The organism is Bradyrhizobium liaoningense, from assembly GCF_018130825.1.
GTDB classification, from domain to species: domain Bacteria; phylum Pseudomonadota; class Alphaproteobacteria; order Rhizobiales; family Xanthobacteraceae; genus Bradyrhizobium; species Bradyrhizobium liaoningense_B.
Map to the genome: position 1 here is coordinate 93614 of NZ_JAFCJS010000011.1, position 20775 is coordinate 114388.

The 20775-nt window shown below is 64.3% G+C and carries 20 protein-coding genes and 1 tRNA gene; 12 read left to right on the plus strand and 9 right to left on the minus strand.

The annotated features are described in order from the left end of the window. Positions 1 to 94: 94 nt before the first annotated feature. Together fdhD and mobA are read left to right on the plus strand one after the other, a co-directional pair. Entirely contained in the window at positions 95 to 985 is an 891-nt protein-coding gene (gene fdhD, locus JQ603_RS34205; protein ID WP_212346834.1) for a formate dehydrogenase accessory sulfurtransferase FdhD, read from the plus strand. Next, a complete protein-coding gene (gene mobA, locus JQ603_RS34210) occupies positions 966 to 1622 on the plus strand; it encodes a molybdenum cofactor guanylyltransferase MobA (protein ID WP_433996668.1) in 657 nt (218 codons plus the stop codon). The genes fdhD and mobA overlap by 20 nt, the downstream gene beginning before the upstream one ends. A gap of 5 nt (positions 1623 to 1627) precedes the next feature. Here mobA and JQ603_RS34215 read toward each other — a convergent pair whose 3' ends face one another. Continuing rightward, entirely contained in the window at positions 1628 to 1927 is a 300-nt protein-coding gene (locus JQ603_RS34215) for a hypothetical protein (RefSeq protein ID WP_245004035.1), read from the minus strand. A 111-nt stretch (positions 1928 to 2038) separates the two neighbouring features. Here JQ603_RS34215 and JQ603_RS34220 point away from each other — a divergent pair, with 111 nt between their 5' ends. Beyond that, a complete protein-coding gene (locus JQ603_RS34220; protein WP_212346840.1) occupies positions 2039 to 2260 on the plus strand; it encodes a hypothetical protein in 222 nt (73 codons plus the stop codon). Here the strand turns inward: JQ603_RS34220 and JQ603_RS34225 are convergent. The 4 genes from JQ603_RS34225 to JQ603_RS34240 form a co-directional block, all read right to left on the minus strand. Continuing rightward, the gene (locus JQ603_RS34225) at positions 2227 to 3357 is read right to left on the minus strand and encodes an FAD-dependent monooxygenase (RefSeq protein ID WP_212346843.1); all 1131 of its coding nucleotides are present in this window, start codon (positions 3355 to 3357) and stop codon (positions 2227 to 2229) included. The two genes, JQ603_RS34220 and JQ603_RS34225, sit on opposite strands and share 34 nt — an antisense overlap. Positions 3358 to 3486: 129 nt before the next feature. Beyond that, positions 3487 to 5436, minus strand: coding sequence for a molybdopterin biosynthesis protein (locus tag JQ603_RS34230; RefSeq protein ID WP_245004036.1), 1950 nt, complete (start codon positions 5434 to 5436; stop codon positions 3487 to 3489). Between the two features lie 13 nt (positions 5437 to 5449). Then, a complete protein-coding gene (locus JQ603_RS34235; RefSeq protein ID WP_212346847.1) occupies positions 5450 to 6556 on the minus strand; it encodes a molybdopterin-binding protein in 1107 nt (368 codons plus the stop codon). A gap of 51 nt (positions 6557 to 6607) precedes the next feature. After that, positions 6608 to 7441, minus strand: coding sequence for a substrate-binding domain-containing protein (locus tag JQ603_RS34240; protein WP_212346849.1), 834 nt, complete (start codon positions 7439 to 7441; stop codon positions 6608 to 6610). Here JQ603_RS34240 and JQ603_RS34245 point away from each other — a divergent pair. From JQ603_RS34245 to JQ603_RS34255, 3 genes are all read left to right on the plus strand, one after another. Beyond that, entirely contained in the window at positions 7440 to 7676 is a 237-nt protein-coding gene (locus JQ603_RS34245; RefSeq protein ID WP_212346851.1) for a hypothetical protein, read from the plus strand. The genes JQ603_RS34240 and JQ603_RS34245 overlap by 2 nt on opposite strands. 93 nt (positions 7677 to 7769) lie before the next feature. Next, positions 7770 to 8663 carry a helix-turn-helix transcriptional regulator gene (locus JQ603_RS34250; RefSeq protein WP_212346852.1) on the plus strand — a complete coding sequence of 298 codons (894 nt, stop codon included), beginning with the start codon at positions 7770 to 7772 and terminating at the stop codon, positions 8661 to 8663. A gap of 104 nt (positions 8664 to 8767) precedes the next feature. Then, positions 8768 to 9982, plus strand: a complete 1215-nt coding sequence (locus JQ603_RS34255) for an ABC transporter substrate-binding protein (RefSeq protein ID WP_212346854.1) — start codon at positions 8768 to 8770, stop codon at positions 9980 to 9982. Positions 9983 to 10001: 19 nt separating this feature from the next. On the opposite strand, the gene JQ603_RS34260 is transcribed toward JQ603_RS34255, so the two are convergent. Next, a complete protein-coding gene (locus tag JQ603_RS34260; protein WP_212346857.1) occupies positions 10002 to 10967 on the minus strand; it encodes a TAXI family TRAP transporter solute-binding subunit in 966 nt (321 codons plus the stop codon). Positions 10968 to 11074: 107 nt separating this feature from the next. Between JQ603_RS34260 and JQ603_RS34265 the strand changes: the two genes are divergently transcribed. The 6 genes from JQ603_RS34265 to JQ603_RS34290 all read left to right on the plus strand — a co-directional run bounded on the left by JQ603_RS34265 (position 11075) and on the right by JQ603_RS34290 (position 18461). After that, positions 11075 to 12049, plus strand: a complete 975-nt coding sequence (locus tag JQ603_RS34265; RefSeq protein WP_212346860.1) for a Bug family tripartite tricarboxylate transporter substrate binding protein — start codon at positions 11075 to 11077, stop codon at positions 12047 to 12049. Between the two features lie 419 nt (positions 12050 to 12468). Beyond that, positions 12469 to 12544 (plus strand) — tRNA-Ile (locus JQ603_RS34270). 459 nt (positions 12545 to 13003) lie between these two features. Next, positions 13004 to 14416: a hypothetical protein gene (locus JQ603_RS34275; protein ID WP_245004037.1), complete on the plus strand. Its 1413-nt coding sequence runs from the start codon at positions 13004 to 13006 to the stop codon at positions 14414 to 14416. 239 nt (positions 14417 to 14655) lie between these two features. Next, positions 14656 to 15114 (plus strand): hypothetical protein, encoded by a 459-nt coding sequence (locus JQ603_RS34280; RefSeq protein WP_035705682.1) that lies wholly within the window; start codon positions 14656 to 14658, stop codon positions 15112 to 15114. Positions 15115 to 15255: 141 nt separating this feature from the next. Beyond that, positions 15256 to 16992: a type I secretion system permease/ATPase gene (locus JQ603_RS34285; protein WP_212346864.1), complete on the plus strand. Its 1737-nt coding sequence runs from the start codon at positions 15256 to 15258 to the stop codon at positions 16990 to 16992. Between the two features lie 50 nt (positions 16993 to 17042). Next, complete coding sequence (locus JQ603_RS34290) at positions 17043 to 18461, plus strand: HlyD family type I secretion periplasmic adaptor subunit (RefSeq protein WP_245004038.1); 1419 nt, start codon at positions 17043 to 17045, stop codon at positions 18459 to 18461. On the opposite strand, the gene JQ603_RS34295 is transcribed toward JQ603_RS34290, so the two are convergent. From JQ603_RS34295 to JQ603_RS34305, 3 genes are all read right to left on the minus strand, one after another. Continuing rightward, positions 18458 to 19240 carry a response regulator transcription factor gene (locus tag JQ603_RS34295; protein WP_212346867.1) on the minus strand — a complete coding sequence of 261 codons (783 nt, stop codon included), beginning with the start codon at positions 19238 to 19240 and terminating at the stop codon, positions 18458 to 18460. The two genes, JQ603_RS34290 and JQ603_RS34295, sit on opposite strands and share 4 nt — an antisense overlap. A gap of 214 nt (positions 19241 to 19454) precedes the next feature. Next, positions 19455 to 20039, minus strand: coding sequence for a hypothetical protein (locus JQ603_RS38190; RefSeq protein WP_245004039.1), 585 nt, complete (start codon positions 20037 to 20039; stop codon positions 19455 to 19457). Positions 20040 to 20476: 437 nt separating this feature from the next. Continuing rightward, positions 20477 to 20713 (minus strand): response regulator transcription factor, encoded by a 237-nt coding sequence (locus JQ603_RS34305; protein WP_245004040.1) that lies wholly within the window; start codon positions 20711 to 20713, stop codon positions 20477 to 20479. Positions 20714 to 20775: the final 62 nt, after the last annotated feature.

Sequence of the window (20775 nt, forward strand, 5' to 3'; positions counted from 1 at the left end):
TCGCTGCGCTCGCAATGACGACGAGGCGGCATTTCGTTCTCTCCCCGCCATGCTTATATCGGCTTGACCCGAATGTCATGCTAACGTCGCGGCCATGATGAAGATCGACAAAGCCCCGGTGCCCCTGATCGTCCCCAACCCGGACGACCCGCGCCTGACCCAGAGCGTGGCCGGCACCGACCAGACCGGCGCCAGGGTCGAGATCAAGGTGCCGATGGAGCGGCCGCTGACGCTCTACCTGAACTCCCAGGAGATCGTCACCATGATGACGATCGGCGACTATCCGGAATATCTGGCGCTCGGCTACCTGCTGAACCAGAACATGCTGAAATATAATGACGTGGTCACAGAGGTCGAATACGACGACGACCTTCAGGTGGTGGTGGTGCGCACCGAGCACCACACCAATTTCGAAGCCAAGCTGAAGAAGCGCACGCAGACTTCGGGCTGCGCGCAGGGTACCGCCTTCGGCGATCTCTTGGAGGCGGTCGAAAGTGTCGCGCTGCCGAAGGCGGAGCTGCGCACCTCCTGGCTCTACCAGATGACGCAGACCATCAACACCATGCCCTCGCTGTACCTCGAGGCCGGCGCGATCCATGGCTGCGTACTGTGCAAGGCGGGCGAGCCGCTCTGCTACACCGAGGACGTCGGCCGCCACAACGCCGTCGACAAGATCGCGGGCTGGATGTACCGGCACGGCGTCGATCCCTCCGACAAGATCCTCTACACCACGGGGCGCCTCACCTCGGAGATGGTGATCAAGACCGTGCGAATGGGCATTCCGATCCTGGTCTCGCGCTCCGGCTTCACTGCCTGGGGCGTCGATCTCGCGAGACAGGTCGGGCTGACGCTGGTCGGACGTACGCGCGGAAAGCGCTTCATTGTGCTCGCAGGCGAGGAGCGCATCGTCTACGACCAAAACCTCGCTTATGTCGAGGAAGAATCAGCCAAGCACAAGCGCAAGGGTGAAGGTGGTGACGACTGAGATTCCGCCAACGAATGTTCCGCCGACTCTTGGCGTGCTGCTCGCCGGCGGCCTCGCGCGCCGCATGGGCGGTGGTGACAAGCCGATGCGCACCATCGGGGGCCGCACCATTCTGGAGCGCGTGATCGCGCGCCTGAAACCTCAATGCAGCGGGCTGATCCTCAACGCGAACGGCGATCCCGCGCGCTTCGCAGCCTTCGGCCTGCAGGTCGTCGCAGACGACGTGCCCGGCTTTCCCGGCCCGCTCGCCGGCATCCTCGCTGCGCTCGACTGGACCGCGGCGAACCGGCCGAACATCGAATGGGTGCTCAGCGCCGCCGGCGACTGCCCGTTCCTGCCGCGCGATCTGGTCGCACGCCTACACGAAGCGCGGAGCCGAGAGAACGCGCAGCTCGCGGTCGCGGCATCCGGCGACCAGTCGCATCCGGTGATCGGCTTGTGGCGTGTTGCCCTGCGTGACGAGCTGCGTCACGCGCTGGTCGTCGAGGATCTCCGCAAGATCGACCGCTGGACCGCGCGCTACCCGCTCGCGACGGTGAGATGGCCGGCCGAGCCGCTCGACCCATTCTTCAACGCCAACACGGTCGAAGACATCGCCGAGGCCGAACGGCTGGCGGCGCTGGATGACGCGTCGTAGCAGCCTTACGATTTGGGAAACTCGTTGAGGAGCTGCACCCAGATGATCGCGAAGGCGATCAGGCCGCAGAGACCGACGGCTGTGGTGAATCGCGGGAGGCGTCCGATCGCGACCAGCAGCCAGGCCGGCAGGAAGAACAATCCGAAGATCGCGCCGAGCGGGAATACCGCGAGCCACTGGAATCCGGTGCCGTCGCCCGGCGGGACATGGGCGATGAAATAGAAAGTATACAGCCAGAACAGTGTCCCGGCAGCCGCTACAAGGGCGGCGGTTTTCCGGAAATTCAGAGGGGGCGATGCGGTCATGGCCTGGCTCATATTCCTTGGTCGCAGCGGCAGCCTCCGGAGTTCATGGAAGGATCGAACCGGACCGAGGCCGGCCGCGACCACTGCTAGGGACACGCCTCCAGATCAACCATGGCCGACTCGCTCCTCAATGCCATCTTCGAAGTCGTCGACTTCGTGTTCGATCTCTCGGCCACGATCGACCGCACGAAGCAGCTGAGCAAGCCTGACATCGTCGAGGTCCCGCCGGACCCGAAGCCGCTGCCGCCCGCCGCGCAGCGTGCACTTGCCGAAGCCGAGGAACGTGAACGCCAACACGATCACGCCGCCAGCGGCACCGACCAGGCGTCGTAGCCGTAGACCCAGCTCGTATCGGTCCTTTCCTTGAGCCAGATGTTGGCACGCGAGGTCTCCTGCACCCGCGTTGTCCGCCCTTTCCGCGTCGCCTCGAAGCGGCGGAAGGCTCTCGCAACACCGTCGCGATCGACACCGTCGAGGCAGCGTGACAGCACGGCCGCATCCTCGATCGCCATGGCCGCGCCCTGCGCCATGTAGGGCGTCATGGGATGGCAGGCATCGCCGAGCAGCGTCACCTTGCCGTCGGCCCAGCGATCGAGCGCCTCGCGGTCCATGATCGCCCATTTGTGCACGTCGGGACACGCCGCGAGCACCTGACCGACCTGCGGGTGGAAGCCTTCGAAGGAGGCACGCAGATCACGCACATCGCCCTTCGCCGACCATGACTCGATGCGGAAATCAGGCTCGGGCTGGCTGGTGACGAGATAGACTTCGCTGCGATCCGGCTTGACGTAATAGATCACGATGTGGCGGTCCTCGCCCCACCACTTCGTGCAGTCGTCGATCTTTTCCCCGCCGAGCAGAGCGGCGGGATACGTGGTGCGGTAGGCGATGCGGCCGGTGAACCTGGCCGGCGCGGTGTCGAACAGGATATCGCGTACCGTCGAATGCACGCCGTCCGCGCCGACCACGGCATCGGCAACGGCACTGGTGTCATCGGCAAAGGTCAGCCGGACGCCATCGTCGGTGTCATCCAGGCCGACCAGCTGGCGGTTGAGCCTCACAACTTCACGCGGCACCACGCTCGCCAGTGCCGCGTGGAGATCGCCGCGATGAGCGAGCAGATAGGGCGCGCCGAACTTCTCTTCCGCGCTCTCACCGAAAATCATATCGAACTTGATGTCGCCGCTCTTCCAGTCGCGATTGTTCCAGGAGCGTGGATAGAAGGACTGGCTCCGCATTCGCTGTTCCAAACCAAGCGCGCGCAACACCTTCATGGCGTTGCAGCCGATCTGGATGCCGGCGCCGATGCGCGCGAACTGGGAGGCCTGCTCGTAGACCATGACGTCGACGCCGACACGGCGAAGCGCTGCGGCGGTCGCAAGCCCGCCCATGCCGGCACCGACGATCGCAACCGAAAGCGGCCTTGCCATCGCGTCCCCCACCCTCTATCGCGCAGCTTGAATGCCGCGTCGTCGATCTAGAGCATGATCCGGAAAAGTGTGAAGCGGTTTTCCGAACAGATCATGCTCAAACAAGAATCTAAAGCGCGTTCACGCGCTTTAGGCCGGCCGGAAGCCCGCCCGCTCCAGTGCCGCACGCGCCTTGTCCGAGCCCAGCGCATCCAGAAAGGCCTGCACCGCCGGTCGCTGCTTGCGCGCCGTCACCAGCGCGAAGTCATAATGCTCTTCCGCGAGCGGAATGAAACCGAGGCCGGTCGCATGGGCGACCGGCGCAATGGTCATGCCCCAGTCGGCGCGGTGCTGCGCGACAGCCGCGGCAACGGCGTTGTGCGAACGCGGCTGGTTCCAATAGCCTTCCGGGCGCGCACCGCCGAGCAGCCGGTCGATCAGGATGCGCGTGCCCGCGCCCTGGTTGCGGTTGACCATGATGCAGGCGGGGTCAGTGAGCGCGGCGGCGACAGCCTCCTTCGCACCCAGGCCCTCGAACCGCGTGTCGCCCTTGCGGAAGACGATGCCCTGCATGCGCCGCCAGCCGGGGACGAGTTCGAGCCCCTCGACGAGATAGGGCGTGTTGTAGGTCTCGCTCTTGTCGTCGAACAGATGGATCGGCGCGAGATCGCATTCGCCGCGCTTGGCCGCCGCAAGGCCGCCAAGGCTACCGACCGCGATCGAGCGCACCGTCAGGCCGGCATGCGCAAGCTGTGCGGTAACGAGATCGAGGCCGGTGCAATGGCTGCCGACGATGACGAGATCGGGCACCCGCACATGCGGCGTGAACAGCGTCACCTCGGTCTCGGTCCCGGCCGGCATCTGGTCGGCGAGCGCGTCGATGCGCAGGAATCCGTCCGCCTGTGCGAAAGACGTGATCGCACCGGAGCCTTTGCCGGAGGGATAGGCGATCAGGCCATTCTTGCCCTCGACCAGCGAGACCATGACGAATTCGGTGCGGCCAAGCTCGGAGGCGATGCGAACCGGCACGGTCGCGCCGACCTTGGCATCGGAGCGCGGCGGCAGGCCGGCCATCCTGCGCAGCACCGGCACGATCATGTCGTGGAAGGTGAACATCGCCGAGGTCGGAAAGCCCGGCAGGATCACCACCGGCTTGCCATCGCACACCGCCAGGCACAGCGGCTTGCCGGGCTTGAGCGCGACGCCATGCGCGATGATGCCGGGCTGACCGAGCCGGCCGATGATGCGATGGGACAGATCGCCCGCGCCCTTGGACGTGCCACCTGAGAGCACCAGCATGTCGGCATCCGCCAGCGCGCTGCGCATGGCGGCTTCGAGCTTGGCCTCATCGTCGGGAATGGCGCCGAGGAAGATCGCCTCGCCGCCGTTCTCGTCGATCGCGGCCGCGACGATCGCGCCGTTGGTGTCGTAGATCGCAGCCGGCGCGAGCGCCTCGCCTGGCTGGACCAGTTCGTCGCCGGTCGAGATCACGGCGACCCGCGGTTTTCGCGCGACAATCACTTGCGCGATGCCGCAGGCCGCCAGCATGCCGATCTCGCGCGAGCCGATGATCGTGCCGGCGCGCAGCAACGCCTCGCCGCGCGCGATGTCGGAGCCGGCGCAGGACACGAACTGCCCGGGCGAGACGGCGCGACGTACGTCGATCGCATCGGAGCCGGCCGGCTGGGTATGCTCGACCATGACCACGGCATCCGCGCCGCGCGGCAGCGGGCCGCCGGTGGCGATCGGTGTGGCGGTGCCCGTGGCGACCTGCATCCTCGGCGCGGTGCCGCACTGAATGGTCTCGGCGTTCAACGCAAGGCGCCTCGGTGCACCTTCGCCGGCCGTCGCAAGATCGGCCGAGCGGACGGCAAAACCGTCGACGTTGGAACGATCGAACGGCGGCACGTCGATCGGCGCAGTGATGTCCTCGGCGAGTGACGAACCGAGCACAGCAGCGAGCTTGCGCGCCTCGCTCGGAAGCGCCCGCGGGAACAAGGCCGCCTCGAAGCGCGCCAAGGCTTCCTCGCGCGAAAGGATCGTGAGGAATTGCTCCTGTTCGAGCGCGCTGCGGTCGGACGGTTTTGGGATCATGGTCATGCCGGAACCCATATCACTCCCGCATCAGATAGGCATCGACGGACGTAGCCGCTGCAAATCCTTCGTGGCTGGCGGGAATGATCAGCCATGCATCCGCACGGGCGATGGCCTGGAGCGGCCAGTCGCCCACGGCAAGCGGCGTCCAGGCACGATGTTCCTCGGCCAGCAGTGCGATTTCGGCGATGCCGACCGTGGACGCGATTTTTCGCGCGAGCGGCAGAGTCGTTTGCCGGCGCGGCTGCCGTGCCGACAGACGATCGATGAGCGGAAGCACCAGCGCCAGCCATGCCGCCAGCGCATGATCCGGCGAGCCGGGCAAAGCAACGGCGGGAACCTCGCCAAGCCGTCCGACCGCAGCGGTGCGGCCGGGCTGAAGCGCAATGCCATGGGCGAGCAACTCGCCGCGCCCGGCCAATGCCGTCACCGCGGCATCGTGGCGACCGAGGCCACTGCCGCCGACCGTCAGCAGCAGGTCGCAAGCGGAGGCGTCGAGCACATCGGCGATCGATGCTTCATCGCGCGCACCGGCTTCATGCGTCCGCACCTCAAGTCCCGCGGCATTAGCCATCCCGGCGATCATATGCGCCGTCGTCGTCGCGCCCGGCACGTTGACGATGCACAGCCGCGGTCGGCGCACGCTCAGCCCGTTCACCGCAGCGACGCCAGCAAGCAACAGGTCCGCCGGACCGACCGGGTATCCCTTCGCGCCGGCCGTCGTGCCGGCGGCAATGTCGCTTCCAGCGCGTCGGATGCCCTGCCCCGGCACACCCTCCGCCAGCACTTGCGCAAGCGGCCCCGATACCTCCACAGCGTCGGCATCGAGCACACAGTCGCATCCCTCCGGCATGGCATCGCCGGCATCGACCCAGACGGGGGCCGTCGCCAAAGGCAGCGGCGCATAGGCGGAGGCACCGACGAGATCGTTGGCGCACAGCGCCCAGCCGTCTGCGGCGGCAATGTCATGAGGCGGATAGGCGGCCATCGGCGGCGCGCCCGCCGCGACGCAGCCAAGGGCCTCGGACAGCGGCAATGCGATCGGCGCGACCGGATCAACGCCTCGCAGCAACGCAGCGAGCGCGGTGTCGAGCGGCGTCAGCGATGGCGGCAGGCGCTGGGTCATGCGCCATGATGGACCATGCCTCGTCCGGCTTGGCAACCGCGGGAGAGGATCTCAGCCGCCCGTCTTGTCCGCATTTGGAAAGAACAGCTGCTGGCCGTCGACCTTGTAGGCGGCGATCGCGGCCTGTCCCTCCGGCGAGATCAGCCAGTCGACGAAGGTTTGCCCCAGCTCCTTCTTCACGTTCGGGAACTTGTCGGGGCTCATCAGCATCACGCCGTACTGGTTGAGCAGTCGCTTGTCGCCTTCGACGACGACATTGAGATCACCGCGATCGCTGAAGCCGATCCAGCTGCCGCGGTCCGACAGCACGTAGCCGTTCGCGGCGCGCGCGGCCTCGAGTGCCGCGACCATTCCCTGCTTGGCCTCGCGATACCAAGCGCCCTTGGCGGCAGCGATGTCGATGCCGGCGACGATCCAGAGCGCGAGCTCCGCAGCGTGGGTGCCGGAGCGATCGCCGCGCGTCACGAACGGCGCGCCCTTGGCCTCGATCGCCTTGAGCGCGGTCGCGATGTCCTTGCCCTTGACGCCGGCGGGATCGCTCTTCGGCCCGACCAGCACATAATCGTTGTACATCACGTCAAAGCGCTTCACGGCAAAACCGTCGGCGACGAATTTTTCCTCCTGCGGCCGCGCATGCGTCAGCACGACGTCCGCCTCGCCCTTTCGCGCGCCGTCGAGCACTTCGTCCGCACGCCGCGCGATCACCCTCACGTCGATACCGGTCTTGTCCCGGAAGATCGGCAGCAGATGATCGAGCAGGCCGGACTCCTGCGTCGATGTCGTCGTGGCCAGCACGATCGCACGATCCTCCGCGAAGGAGGCCGCAACGCCCACAGCAAGGCCGCAGAGAAGCGCGAATGCAACGGACAGGCGGCGAGCGGCCATGAGCTGGTTCCCTTCGATACGGCGCGATCATGATGATGGATTGCGCCGCACTCGTGACGCCATCGCGCTGTCGTTCGGGAAATTTCGGCAAGGCACGACGCGGCATGGCGATTGCAAAACCGCCGATCGCATGCACGTTCGCGACAGCCGCAAGGCCCGCACCATTCGCGCGCTTCAGGATCGTTCACCAAAGCAGAAATCGCGCGCGCGGATGTGTTGCAAAGCAACGAGATGATCGGGCATGGTTCCCGCGGACACTAATTGAAATGCAGAATTCCACCTGCGACGAACGTCCAAAAAGAAGCAAGAATTTGCATAGGAATGCAGGATGGAATTCCTGACGACCAGTGAAGCCGCTGACTATCTCCGACTTGGCGAACGCAAGCTCTACGAACTCGTCACCACCGGTGCGATCCCCTGCAGCAAGGTGACCGGTAAGTGGCTCTTCCCCCGGCACGAGCTCGACCTCTGGGTCCTCTCGGGCCTCGCACGTCCGGCGGGCATGCTGACCACGGAGCCGCCGCCCGTCATGGGCGGCAGCCAGGACGAGCTGCTGGACTGGAGCCTGCGCGAATCCGGCTCCGGCCTCGGATCGATGAGCGAGGGCAGCGCGCGCGGGCTCGAGCGCCTGCAGCGCGACGAGGTGATGGCCGTAGCCGTGCACTTCCACAGCCTGGACGCCACCGGCAATCTTGGCACCGATGCCAGTGTGACGGCGCTGCAAAACGCTCCGGACCTGCATGACGCGCTGCTGGTCGCCTTCGTGCGGCGCGAGCAGGGTCTCGTGCTGCCGCCGGGCAATCCGAAACGGCTGCGCGGCCTCGCCGACGTGCTCGCGGCCGGCGCCAGGATGGCGATGCGACAACAGGGCACAGGCGCGCAGATGCTGCTCGAGGCGCTGCTGAAGCGCGCGGACGCCACGACGCGCGATTTGCGGCGGGTGGAGACGCCGGCCCTCACCGGGCCGGATCTCGCCGAAATGGTCCGCGCCGGACAAGCCGATTGCGGCATCGCGACGCGCGCGGCGGCGCGCTCGGCCGGCCTCGATTTCGTGCCGCTGGTCTGGGAGAACTTTGATCTCGCGATGCGGCAGCGCAGCTATTTCCGCCCTGCGATGCAGGCGCTGATCCGGTTTCTCAGCGAAAGACGGCTGCGCCAGCGCGCGGAGGAGCTGACCGGCTACGACCCCTCGCCGGCGGGACAGATCCGCTTCGCGGCCTGACGTTGACGCCCACCCCAAAATAGTTGCAAAAGAAACCAATTCAGCCGGGCCATACCCGGCAAAAGCAACGCCCGGCCAACGCGCCGGATCAGGGGAGGACAAACGTGAAGCGAGCGAGATTTGGACTGCCGGTCGCGGCCGCGCTGGCCGCGGCCCTGCTGCCGGGCGCCGCCATGGCGCAGGTGTCCGACAACGTCGTCAAGATCGGCGTGCTCACCGACATGAACGGCCCGGCCTCCGCGCCGACCGGCCAGGGCTCGGTGACGGCGGCGCAGATGGCGATCGACGATTTCGGCGGCACCGTGCTCGGCAAGCCGATCAGCGTCGTGATCGGCGATCACCAGCTCAAGGCCGACATCGGCGGCACGATCGCGCGGCGCTGGTATGACGTCGACCAGGTCGATCTGATCGTCGACGTGCCGGTCTCGGCCGTCGGCCTCGCGGTGCAGAACGTCGCCAACGAGAAGAAGCGGCTGTTCATCACCCACTCCACCGGCACCGCCGATTTCCACGGCAAGTTCTGCTCGCCTTACGCGATCCAGTGGGTGTTCGACACCCGCGCGCTCGCGGTCGGCACCGCGGATGCCGTGGTCAAGCGCGGCGGCGACAGCTGGTTCTTCATCACCGACGACTACGCCTTCGGGCACTCTCTTGAACGCGATGCCTCCAGCGTCGTCACCGCCAATGGCGGCAAGGTGCTGGGTTCGGTGCGGCCGCCGCTGGCAACGCCTGATCTGTCCTCCTTCGTGCTGCAGGCGCAGGCCTCCAAGGCCAAGATCATCGGCATTGCCGCCGGTCCCCCCAACAACATGAACGAGATCAAGACCGGCTCGGAGTTCGGCGTGTTCAAGGGCGGCCAGCAGATGGCGGCGCTGCTGGCGCTGATCACCGACATCCACGGCCTCGGCCTGCAGGCCGCGCAAGGCCTGCTGCTGACCACCTCGTTCTACTGGGACATGGACGACAAGACGCGCGAATGGTCGAAGCGCTATTTCGCCAAGATGAACAAGATGCCGTCGATGTGGCAGGCCGGCGTCTATTCCAGCGTGATGCACTATCTCAACGCCATCAAGGAGACCGGCACCGACGACCCGCTCAAGGTCGCGGCAAAGATGCGCGAAAAGCCGATCGAGGATTTCTTCGCCCGCAACGGCAAGCTGCGCGAGGACAATCTGATGGTGCACGACCTCTGGCTGGTGCAGGTGAAGACACCGGAGGAGAGCAAATATCCGTGGGACTATTACAAGATCCTCACGACGATCTCCGGCGACAAGGCGTTCGGGCCGCCGGACCCGGCGTGTCCGCTGGTGAAGAAGTGACGATCGCTTAAAGCGATCGTCACTTCACCACGCCGATCTCGCGAAAATACTTCATTACACCCGGATGGATCAGCTCCGCCTTCGGCGCGGCCGCGACGGTGTTCGCGGCCGTGGTCTCGCAGGCCTGCGCGAGTGTCTTGCAGAATGTCGCCTCATTGCCGTGCAGGGTCCTGGCGAGGCGATAGGCGATGTCGTCGGGCAGATCCTCGCGCGTCAGCACAAAGCTCCACGAGCCGAGCGAGGCGATCGGCTCGGACTGCTTCGGGTAGCTGCCGGCCGGAACGGTGAGCGGCTTCAGGAACGCATGCTTGGCGCGGATACGTGCGATCTCTTCAGCACTCGGCGCGATGAACCGCGCGCCTGACGCGCTCGCGGCCACTGCGGCAAAGCCGGGCCAGCCGATGCCGGCGCCCCAGAGCGCAGCGACGCGGCGGTCCTCGACCATCGCGGGGCCGTCGCCGGCGCGGTCGAGATAAACAGCCTTGAAGTCCTCGTCCTGCTTGAGGCCGAGGCCATCGAGCACATAGCGCGCCAGGATCGGCAGGCCGGAGCCTTTGGCGCCGAACGCGACCGGCTGGCCGACAAGGTCGCGAATGGTCTTGTAGGAACTGTCGGCGCGCACCACGAACATGCCGGGGTTGGAATAGATTGCCGTCAAGATCTTCAGCCGTACCGGCGCGCGCCCGATGCCCGCAAAAGCCTCATAGGCCGGCTCGCCTGCGACCAAAGCGAGATCGAGCTCGCCCTTCTCCAGAAGCGGAATGTTCTCGTTGCTGCCCTTGGTGTTGCGCGGGGCGATGGTGATGACCGGATCGGCCGCGTTCATCACCTCCGCGAAGGCGTTGCCATAGAGCGGAAAGCCGCCGCCGGGTGTCGCGGTGCCGAGGCTGAGTGTCGTGGCGGGAATGGCGTTGCCTCCGGTCTGGGCGGCGGCGGGGCTGGCGAGCAGCGCCGCGGCGAAAAGCATGGGAAGAGCGAATCTCATGGTCGTTCCCGGCGGGCTTGCGTCAACACCGACTTGCGGCGATGTAGGCAGCCGCCTGTTTTTGTGAAAGCATGCAGCCCAACGACAATAGAACAATGGGAGGCATCATGTTGCGAATTTTGCGTCACGGTTTGTTTGGGCTCGCGGCCCTCTTAGGTCTTTTCAGCACCACCCCTCCCGCCGCCGCGGCTTATCCCGACCGTCCCGTGCACTGGCTGATCGGCTTTGCCGCCGGCGGCCCGGTCGACATCGTGGCGCGGATCATGGCGCAGGCGCTCTCGGATCGCCTCGGCCAGCAATTCATCGTCGAGAACCGCACCGGTTCCGGCGGCAACATCGCGGCCGCGGCCGCGGTCAACGCAGCCCCCGACGGCTACACGCTGCTGTTCGTCGCGCCGAACAACGCGATCTCGACCTCGCTCTACAAGAAGCTGCCGTTCGACTTCCTGCGCGACACGGTGCCGGTCGCGAGCATCATGCAGCTCACCAACATGCTGGTGGTCTCCAACGCGTTTCCGCCGAAGACGGTTCAGGAGTTCATCGACTATTGCAAGGCCAATCCGGGCAAGATCTCCTATGCCTCGTCCGGCAACGGCACCTCGGTGCACATGTCGGCCGAGCTGTTCAAGGCGATGACCAAGTGCGACATGATCCACGTGCCCTATCGCGGCTCGGCGATCGCCTTCCCCGACATCATCTCCAACAAGGTGCAGCTGATCTTCGACAATCTGCCGTCCGCGCTGGAGCAGGCGAAGGGCGGCAATGTCCGCGCGCTCGGGGTCACCTCGCCGCAGCGCTGGCCGATCGTTCCCGACGTGCCCGCGATCGCCGAGACCGTGCCGGGCTTCGAATCGGTCGGCTTCTACGGCATCTCGGCGCCGAAGGGCACCCCGAGCGAGGTGATCGAGATCCTCAACAAGGCCGTCGGCGAAGCGCTGAAGGACCCGAAGGTGATCGCACGGCTGACCGAGAATGGCGGCATCCCGAGGCCGATGACACCCGCCGAGTTCGGCAAGCTGGTCACCGACGAGACCGAGAAGTGGCGCAAGGTGGTGGAGTTCGCGGGGGTGTCGGTGGATTAAGCCGCGGGCCCGTCGCGGGGTCCGTCGCGCGCCGGCAAAGCAGTTGAGGGGGCCAACAGGCCCTCTCAAACAAAAAGTGCGAAAACAACCCCATGCACAGTAGAAGAATTGAGCAATCACAGGGGCTTAAGGAGGCGCCAAAATGGGCACCGGCCGGATGATCGTGAGGGCGGTTTGACTCGTCGGGCAAAACAGTGGCAAAATGCCATTATTCCGAATTCGGCAGTCGTCCGGCGAGCAGTGCTTTTGCGCGCGCGCCCGCGTCCCCCTCGATCGCAGCACTGTGTTTGACGCGTTTTCCCGACGCGAACCGAGGACCACTTCGCTTTGAAAACGCTTGAGGATTGCACCCCCGCCTCAGGCCCTGTAAACGAACCGCGCACCGTTGCCGGCCGCATTCAAGCGGCCGTCCCGCGGCGGGGCCTGTAGCTCAATGGTTAGAGCCGGCCGCTCATAACGGTCTGGTTGCAGGTTCGAGTCCTGCCGGGCCCACCAATAAATCGATCACGTTGCCGGGCCGCGACAAGCATTCCGCTTCCGCTGAAGCGGGCGCAGGGGTTGTCGCGGGTTCGGGCTTGAAGAATGCGGAAAATGGGTTCGCAGACGCGGACGACGTCGAGAGACCTGCAAGAAGTACAGAAGCGGCGAAACAAGATCGCAAATAACCGGACATGAAACCCCCCGGTATTGCGCCCCTGGCCGGACACGCGGCCGCGACCTAGGCGCAATACGGTTCAAATCCGGCAATGGCCGCAGGCGAGATGAGTACGCGGACCGGGAAGATTGATGCAAAGGCTGTAGCCGCATCCGAACGGATGTAGCCGATGTTACGGATGCCAGACGAGCGCTATATCCGAACTGACGGCTGGGCATTCGACCTTCCCGGGACGACATTCTCTCCGGAGTGCAGAACCCGTCCGATCGCGCGGAGCGATTGCGATGAGGGAGGCTACGATGGATTTTACGCGGATGTCGGATGCAATCCGGCTGCATCACGCCTCTCGTCACCACGATGGGTACGATGGCGCGGGCGAATTGGGCCCTGCGTCGAGTGCTCCGTTCGTGGCTGACCCGGTCGGCGGTGGCGCCATGTTCCATCGTCCCGGCCCGTTTGCTGGTCCTGGAGCATACGCCGCGAGCGCGAACAGCCAGCATAAAGACTCCGACCCGGTTCAATCCAAACATCCCCCATCGGGGGGCGAGATGGGCGGCCACGCCGGCAACCACGCTGCAGCGGGCCCGGATGTTCCGTCCGCGAAGCCTGCTGCCGGCGCATCCCTTCCCGAGAAGGGCATTGCTTCGGTCGAGAGCGGGGCGAACACGGCAGGGAACGGCGGGGATGGCCATTTTTACGGAGGCATCATTCACGCGTCCCTTTTGATCTACGAACCGATCAACATTTCGATCAGCGTGGGATACGGCTCGGTCGCCCTGGCCAACCAGTCCAACAATTTGAATGTCGATCAATCCGCTCTTCAAATGGCCGGCGTCGGCGGCCATGGCGGCAATGACAACATTGCGGCGGGTGGGAGCATCAGTACGTTTTCAGGCTCCGGCGTGATCGCGAGCGGCGACAACAGCGCCGGAAACGGCGGCAGCGGCTATTTCTCGGGTGCGATCGTGGACGCTCCCGTGGTGATCTATCATCCGATCAATATTGCGTTGGCGAGCTCGGGCGGCACTGCACATGCAAGTCAGTCGAACACGGTCGACATCGACCAATCGGCCACACAGATCGCGGGCGTCGGCGGAAGTGCCGGACATGGCAATGTGGCCGCCGGCGGCAGCGTCATCACGCTCGACCCCAGTTGGGGATCGAGCATCTTTGACGTCCAAACGGGCGGAAGCCAGGCCGGCAATGGCGGTGACGGCATGTTCTACGGGGAACTCGTCCATACCTCGTTTGTCGTGTACAACCCGATCAACATCGCCATCGCGGGCTATGGCTCCAGCGCTTACGCGGTCCAGATAAATGATGTCTCCGTGGATCAATCCGCGGTTCAGATCGCCGGCATTGGCGGGCACGGCGGCAACGACAACGCCGCAGCGGGCGGCCATGCAAACCTTCTCTCCCATCATCTGTGGGGCGGGTCCGATACGATCGCGACCGGTTCGAACAGCGCAGGCAATGGCGGCAACGGTTATTTTGCGGGCAGTCTGGTCGACGTCAGCGTCGCGATCTACGCGCCCATCAACATAGCAATCGCAGGTCCACATTCGACGGCCGTGGCCGATCAGGTCAACAACGTGCACATCGACCAGAGTGCGACCCAGATCGCCGGCGTTGGCGGGGACGGCGGCTACGGCAACCTCGCGCCAGGTGGCGATGCCGCGCATCTCTTGTCGGATCTTCACCTCGTGGCATAGCGAAACGTCGCATCGATCGCATCGCGGCACGCGCCGTCGCCGCTCTTCGCATGCAAAGCCCGCTCAGAGGCGCCCTCCCCTGACGAAATATCGTACTTTCGTAGGTAGGCCCACCAAACCGGATGATGTTCGATTTGACATCTATCGCTCTCGCGCACGGGCGGATCAGACTTGCCGTGCGCGTCCGCCTGATCGGGATGGATGTTGCACGACAGCCAACAAAACGACGGAGGCCTCAAATGATGCCAAAGGCAATCAACATCTCGGATACGATCAAAGTCAAATCGATCGACACCGGTGGTCAAAGTGCCGGAAATGGCGGCGACGGCACTTTCAAGGGAGCCATCATCAGCAAGCCGACTGTCAACTACGATCCGACCAACAAGGCGGAAGGCGCCGACGTGCACGTGAGCACCGGCGATCACGTCAAACAGACGGCGGATTGGGATGCCGGCGGCGCCAACGCCAAGGCCTCGGTGTTCTCCAAGGCTCATGGCGGAGACGCCGAGTCGAACGGCAGCCAGAAGTCCTACAGCGGCTACGATACCTCCAAGGTCTACGCCAATACGGATGCCACCCAGATCAACAAGCTCGCGGTGGACCAGCACCAGGAAGTCGTCGCCGGCATCGGCGGCGATGGCGGAGACGGCAACTTCGCATGGGGTGGCGGAGTGACCTTCCATCTCGACACGCTCTGACGAGCCGCTCGTCCGACCGGCGGGACCGGCGGCCGCGGCCGCCGGTCCCGGATTTCGCGCCGAAGATCTACCGATGCGGTTGCCGGATTGCGTTGACCATCAGTCAGGCGCGCCGGACCTCGATTTCAGGCGGTGACGATCATGCTGATGCCGCCCATTCGGTTGCCCATCCTGCCGCAGATCCGGACGCCACTGCACACAGCCCTCCGGTCCTGCGTGGGACCGCTGGGTCTCGTATTCGCATATAGCTGCAGTTACAATCTGCTACTGTTTGCGCCCTCCATCTATCTTCTTCAGATCTACGACCGGGTGTTGTCGAGCCGGAGCGGCGACACGTTGCTCCTGCTCACGCTCATAGTCGCGATCACAGTGGTCGTCGGCGGCGTGTTCGATGCATTGCGGCGCGCCGTCCTTGGACGCCTCGGCGCCTGGCTCGACGATCGCCTTCGTCCCTGCGTGCTTTCGGCCGGCCTCGAATCGGCGTTTCGCAGCGATTCGACGCAAGCGTCGGGCGCATATCGGGACCTCACCGTGCTGCGCCAGTTCGTCGAGTCCGGCTCATGTACGATGCTGTTCGACGCGCTCTGGGCGCCCTTGTTCCTCCTTGTCCTCGTTCTGATCCATCCCCTGCTTGGCGTGGTGGGCGCCTGCTGCGTCGCCTTCCTGTTCGCACTCACGGTCGCCGGAGAGCTGGTCACGGAAGACGCTTTGCTCAGGTCCAGCGCCGCGCTCTCCAGAAGCTACGGTCGCCTTCAGACTGCCGCGGGCAACATCCACATGATCCGCGCCATGGGAATGTTCGATAGCGCTGCGCGCATGATCCACCGTGACGCGCAGCACGCAGGCAGAGAGCACGATGTGGCGCTCCGGCGAGGCGAGATCGTCTCACTGGCCACCAAGCCGGTTCGCGCGCTGTCGCAGGTCTTGATCATGGGGGCTGCCGCGTGGCTCGTCCTCGATCACGGGAAAAGTCCGGCAATCATCTTTGCTTCTACGCTGATGTTCAGCCGGGCGCTCGCGCCGGTCGAAAGTGCGGTCGCAGGCTGGAAATCACTCGTGACGGCCGTGAACGCCTGTCAGCGGCTCGGCGCACTTCTCGCCGCATTCCCGGTCGCCCGGCAGGAGAGCGCGGGGGTTTTCCCGCCGCAGGCGCGAAGCGGCCTCGTCGTCGACAATGTGGGCGTATGGCTTGCGGGGACCGACCATCTTCTGCTGAACGGCGTCTCCTTCAGCCTCATGCCCGGAGAATGCCTTGGCATCATCGGTCCGTCCGGGTCAGGCAAGTCCTTGCTCGGCCAGGTGATCGCCGGGCTGTCGATGCCGACGCATGGCCGTGTCCTCCTCGACAATACCGACGTCTCGCTGCTTCGCGAGGGCCGAAACGGCGACGGCCTCGGATATCTCCCCCAGGACATCAATCTGATCGGCGACACCATCAACGACATCATCGCACGCCTTGAAGATGCCGACCGGCGGAAGGTCGTCGAAGCGGCCAAGCTCGCCGGAATCCATGGGGCGATCATGCGCCTGCCGCAGGGTTACGACACGGTGGTTCACAGTGAAACAATCTTCTCACGCGGGTATCGGCAGCGCCTCGGTCTTGCCCGCGCCTTTTTCGGCAGTCCACGCCTCGTCGTTCTCGACGAACCCAACGCCAGCCTCGACTACGGGGGCGAGCGAATGCTCCTGGATGCCATCGAGCGCATGAAGCTCGCAGGCGTCATCCTTGTCGTCGTCACTCACAGGATGGGTCTCCTCGCCGCCACGGACAAGATTGCCATCATGGAAGACGGTGCGGTCACCGCGTTCGGCGACAGCGAGGACATCTTTGAACGGCACCTGAGCCGACCCCAGGTTACTTCGCAGGTTGCGCCATGATCTTGAATTCTCTCACCATCTGGAAGCATCCTGCCGTCTCGAGACTTCCCATGATCTGGGACCGGCTCATGCGCGCGCCGGCGCGCCCCCCGCCCGCCCGACGATCCGGCGTCCTGGTAACCGCAATCGACGATTTCGAGCCTCTGGAATTTCCATGGTGCTCGACGCCTACGCCGACCTCGCCACGCGGAAGGCTTCGCCCTATCACCGTCGCGGGCAATCTGCTGGTGCTCTGCTTCATGCTGGGGCTTGGTACATGGGCGAGCCTCGCGCCGCTCGAGAGCGCCGCGATCGCGTCCGGCGTCGTGGAATCGGAATCGAGTCGCAAGACGATCCAGCATCTGGAAGGCGGTATCGTCAGCAAGATCCTGGTTTCGGATGGCGATATCGTGCGCAGCGGCCAAACGCTGATCGCGCTGGAGGACACCCGGGCGAGCTCGGAGGTACAAAGTCTTCAAGGCCAATTTTGGGATGCGGCTGCTCGTGCCGCTCGGCTTCAAGCCGAGCAGCAGAGATTCGAGAGGATCGCAATTCCGGACGCGCTGGAACAGGACAGCAGGCAGAGCGGAGTGGCCGCCGCCGCGGTGTCGGCGCAGCAATTCATTTTCCAGGCGCGCCTGCAGGTTCACGAGTCGCAGCTTGCGGTCATTCGCGAACGAAGGCGTCAAGTCGAGAAGGAGATCGAAGGTCTCACGGCGCAGGAGAGCGCCACCGGGCAGCGGATCGGCATCGTCCGGGAGGAACTAGATATGGTCGCGACCCTCGTCAACAAGGGGCTCGAACGGCGGCCGCGACTTCTGAACCTGCAGCGGGAACTGGCCGACGTTGAGGGCCGGCGGGGCGAGATCGCGGCGCAGATTTCCCGCGCCGCGCAAGTCATCAGCGAACAGCAAGCCACATTGTTCAAGCTCGAGAGCGAGAGGCAGAACGAGATCGCACAGTCGCTTCGTGAAGCACAGAACCAGATATTCCAGCTCCGCGAGCGGTTGCTTGCGGCCAGGGACCAGCTATCGCGAACGGAGGTCAAGGCGCCAGAGGACGGCGTGATAACCGATTTGCGGATTCATACAGCCGGTGGCGTCATCGGAGCGGGCGCTCCGCTCATGGACCTGGTGCCCCGGCAAGACCGTCTCATCGTGACCGCGCGCCTGAGGCCCGAGGATATCGATGTGGTTCATCCCGGCCTCAATGCCGAGGTTCACCTCCTACCGTACAATCAGCGTCGCGTACCTCGCCTGAAGGGAACTGTCGTGCACGTGTCCGCAGACCGGCTCCTCGACAAGCGTACCGACCAGCCATACTACGCGACCAAAATCCGGATCGACGACGCGCAGATCGTCGCAAACGACATCCAGATCGTCCCCGGCATGCCGGTTCAAGTGTTCATCACGACAGGGCGCGGTACCGTGGCTCTCTACGCGCTCAGGCCCCTGCTCGACAGCTTCCGTGGTGCATTCAGAGAGGACTAGGTCTCCTGCATCGGACCTGCGCCGGGTTCGTGATCGCGACCCTGCGCCGGCAACCGGCCGCGCCAGCGGAGCACGGCTTCCGTCCGATTGTGCGCAGCACATTTCCGCATGATATGCTGGATGTGCATTTTGACTGTGCTTTCCGAGAGGTTCAATTTGGCGGCGATCAGCTTGTTGGGCAGGCCGAGCTCCAATTCCGCCAGAACCTGTTGCTCACGAGGCGTGAGATCCGTCACGCTCCTTTCGATAGTCACTCCGGCTCCCTCGTTCACAAGATATGCGCGCGCAAGCCTGCGTGCATCCGGCGCCTCGAAATCCGGTATCCTGTTCATCCCGGCGACAGGCAACGGCCTGTAGACGCCGCCGACGAGGACAAGGCGCAGGCCAGCTATGGCGATCTCGATCGGCAGCGAGGTAGAAAGAAAGCCGCGTACGCCCCGCTGCATCGCGGCCTGCACGGTCGGCTCGTCGTCATGGTTCGACAGGATTGCAACGGCGGCGTTGGGACAACACTCCGCGACGAAGGCGAGACTGCCCTCAACCGAGGGATCGTCGATAGGCTTGTCTGCGATACTCAGCACCACCAGACGAACATCGCGGGTTGACGTGCAGTCCAGGCTTTCGACCGTTGCCATGTCGAGGATCTCGAATTCCGCCAATTCCCGCCTGAGGACGTTCAGAATACATGTGCGAGGCAACAGGAGCGGTTCGACGATTACCAGAACCGGAAAGTGAAGCGATCCATCGAGCCGCTTTGAGGCGTTTGTTATGTCGTCCATGATTTCCTCGAGATGAAAAGAGCTTCCGCGAAATTCCCATTCCGTATTGCGTCTCCCCTGCTGCTGCATTCATCCTGAATGATCATCACGAGAGTGGCGCTGTACCGCCGCCAGTGCCTTATGCACTGCGGCTTTACCTGGCGCCTGGGTGGAAATTCTTTCCGCTCAAATTCATTTCGGCGCGTACCGCGCGCTGACGCAGTCGACGCATTCCCTAATTGCAGATATTTCGATACGCCGTTGACGCCGCCGACCCCGACTTGCCGTCGACGACATATGCTTCATCCTCCTTCACGAGATAAAGAAACGGTCTCTCTGCGGTCTCGCCGCCTGATGCGCTTCTTCCTTTCACACGCCCGCAAATCGTATCCACGGGGCGTCCAAGCGTGTTCTTTCGCATCGTGCGCTTCATTTCGGTGAATTCGGTCGATCCTGGATCCTCCATCTTCGCCGCGACGGTGACCTTCGCCTTTTCCAGGACAGGATCTGATACTTCCGCGGGCCGTTCGGATGCCGGGACGCTGATCGTCGTCCGCGGTGACGCCGCTTTGGCGAGGTCGACCGATCCGCCCTTCTTTGGAGATGATTTCTTGCCGGACCTTTCCGGAGTTGCAGAATTCGATTTGACGATCACGGGATCCGGCGCGAATGCCGTCGGCATTGGCTGCGCGGGTCGGGCGACCGCAACCCGGTCGAAACAGGGTCGTGACGCACACCCAAGGAAATACCCTCGGGAAGGCGCGAACCAGCCAAAGCCGATCAGGACTCCTGCCAGCACTCCAACAAAAAGCAGTCCCATGCGATTCCCTCCCCGGGAGCTCGGCTCGCACTTGCAAGTAGGACTAATTCCGCGCTGGTGATCCATCTGTTGCGCAAAAGCGTTAAACGCCCATTAAGCGCGCAGTCGTCTGGCCCATGCCTGGATCGGCGGATCAGAAAAGCAAGCATGGCCCGATTTGGTCGGCTCTTGGCCCCCTTTGCAACTTGCGTGTTCGAAGGTCCGCTTTGCACCACCAAAAGCTGCCGATCACCGGCTTATGGCCCTCAGGCCAATTCCAGAGCACCGCACCAGTTTCGCACCAGAAACGGCGTGAAAGAAACGGAACGAAGGCAACTGGGATCGAGCAAAACCGCAGGAAGATCAACGAAGCTGACCAATATTCTCCCGCTCATAACGGTCTGGTTGCAGGTTCGAGGTCCTGCCGAGCCCACCAGCAAATCAACTGTGTAAGTTCGTTATCGCAGCTTGCCGAGCCACAGCGCGGTGGGCGCCGAGCGATTGCGCACGCCGAACTTGGCGTAGATCGACTTGACGTGGAAGTGCGTGGTGTTCGGACTTTGGTCAATCCTCTGCGCGATCTGCTTTTCCGTGTGCCCGTCGAGCAGTGCGAGCAACACCCGGCGTTCAGCAGGTGTCAGGGGTGCATTGGCGATGAGCAGGCCGTGGCTGAGCAGTTGCTGACGGGAAACCATCTCAACCCGCGCATCACGAAGCCCAGACGCTGGCCGTCCTGCGGCGAGAAGCGAGGGGCCTG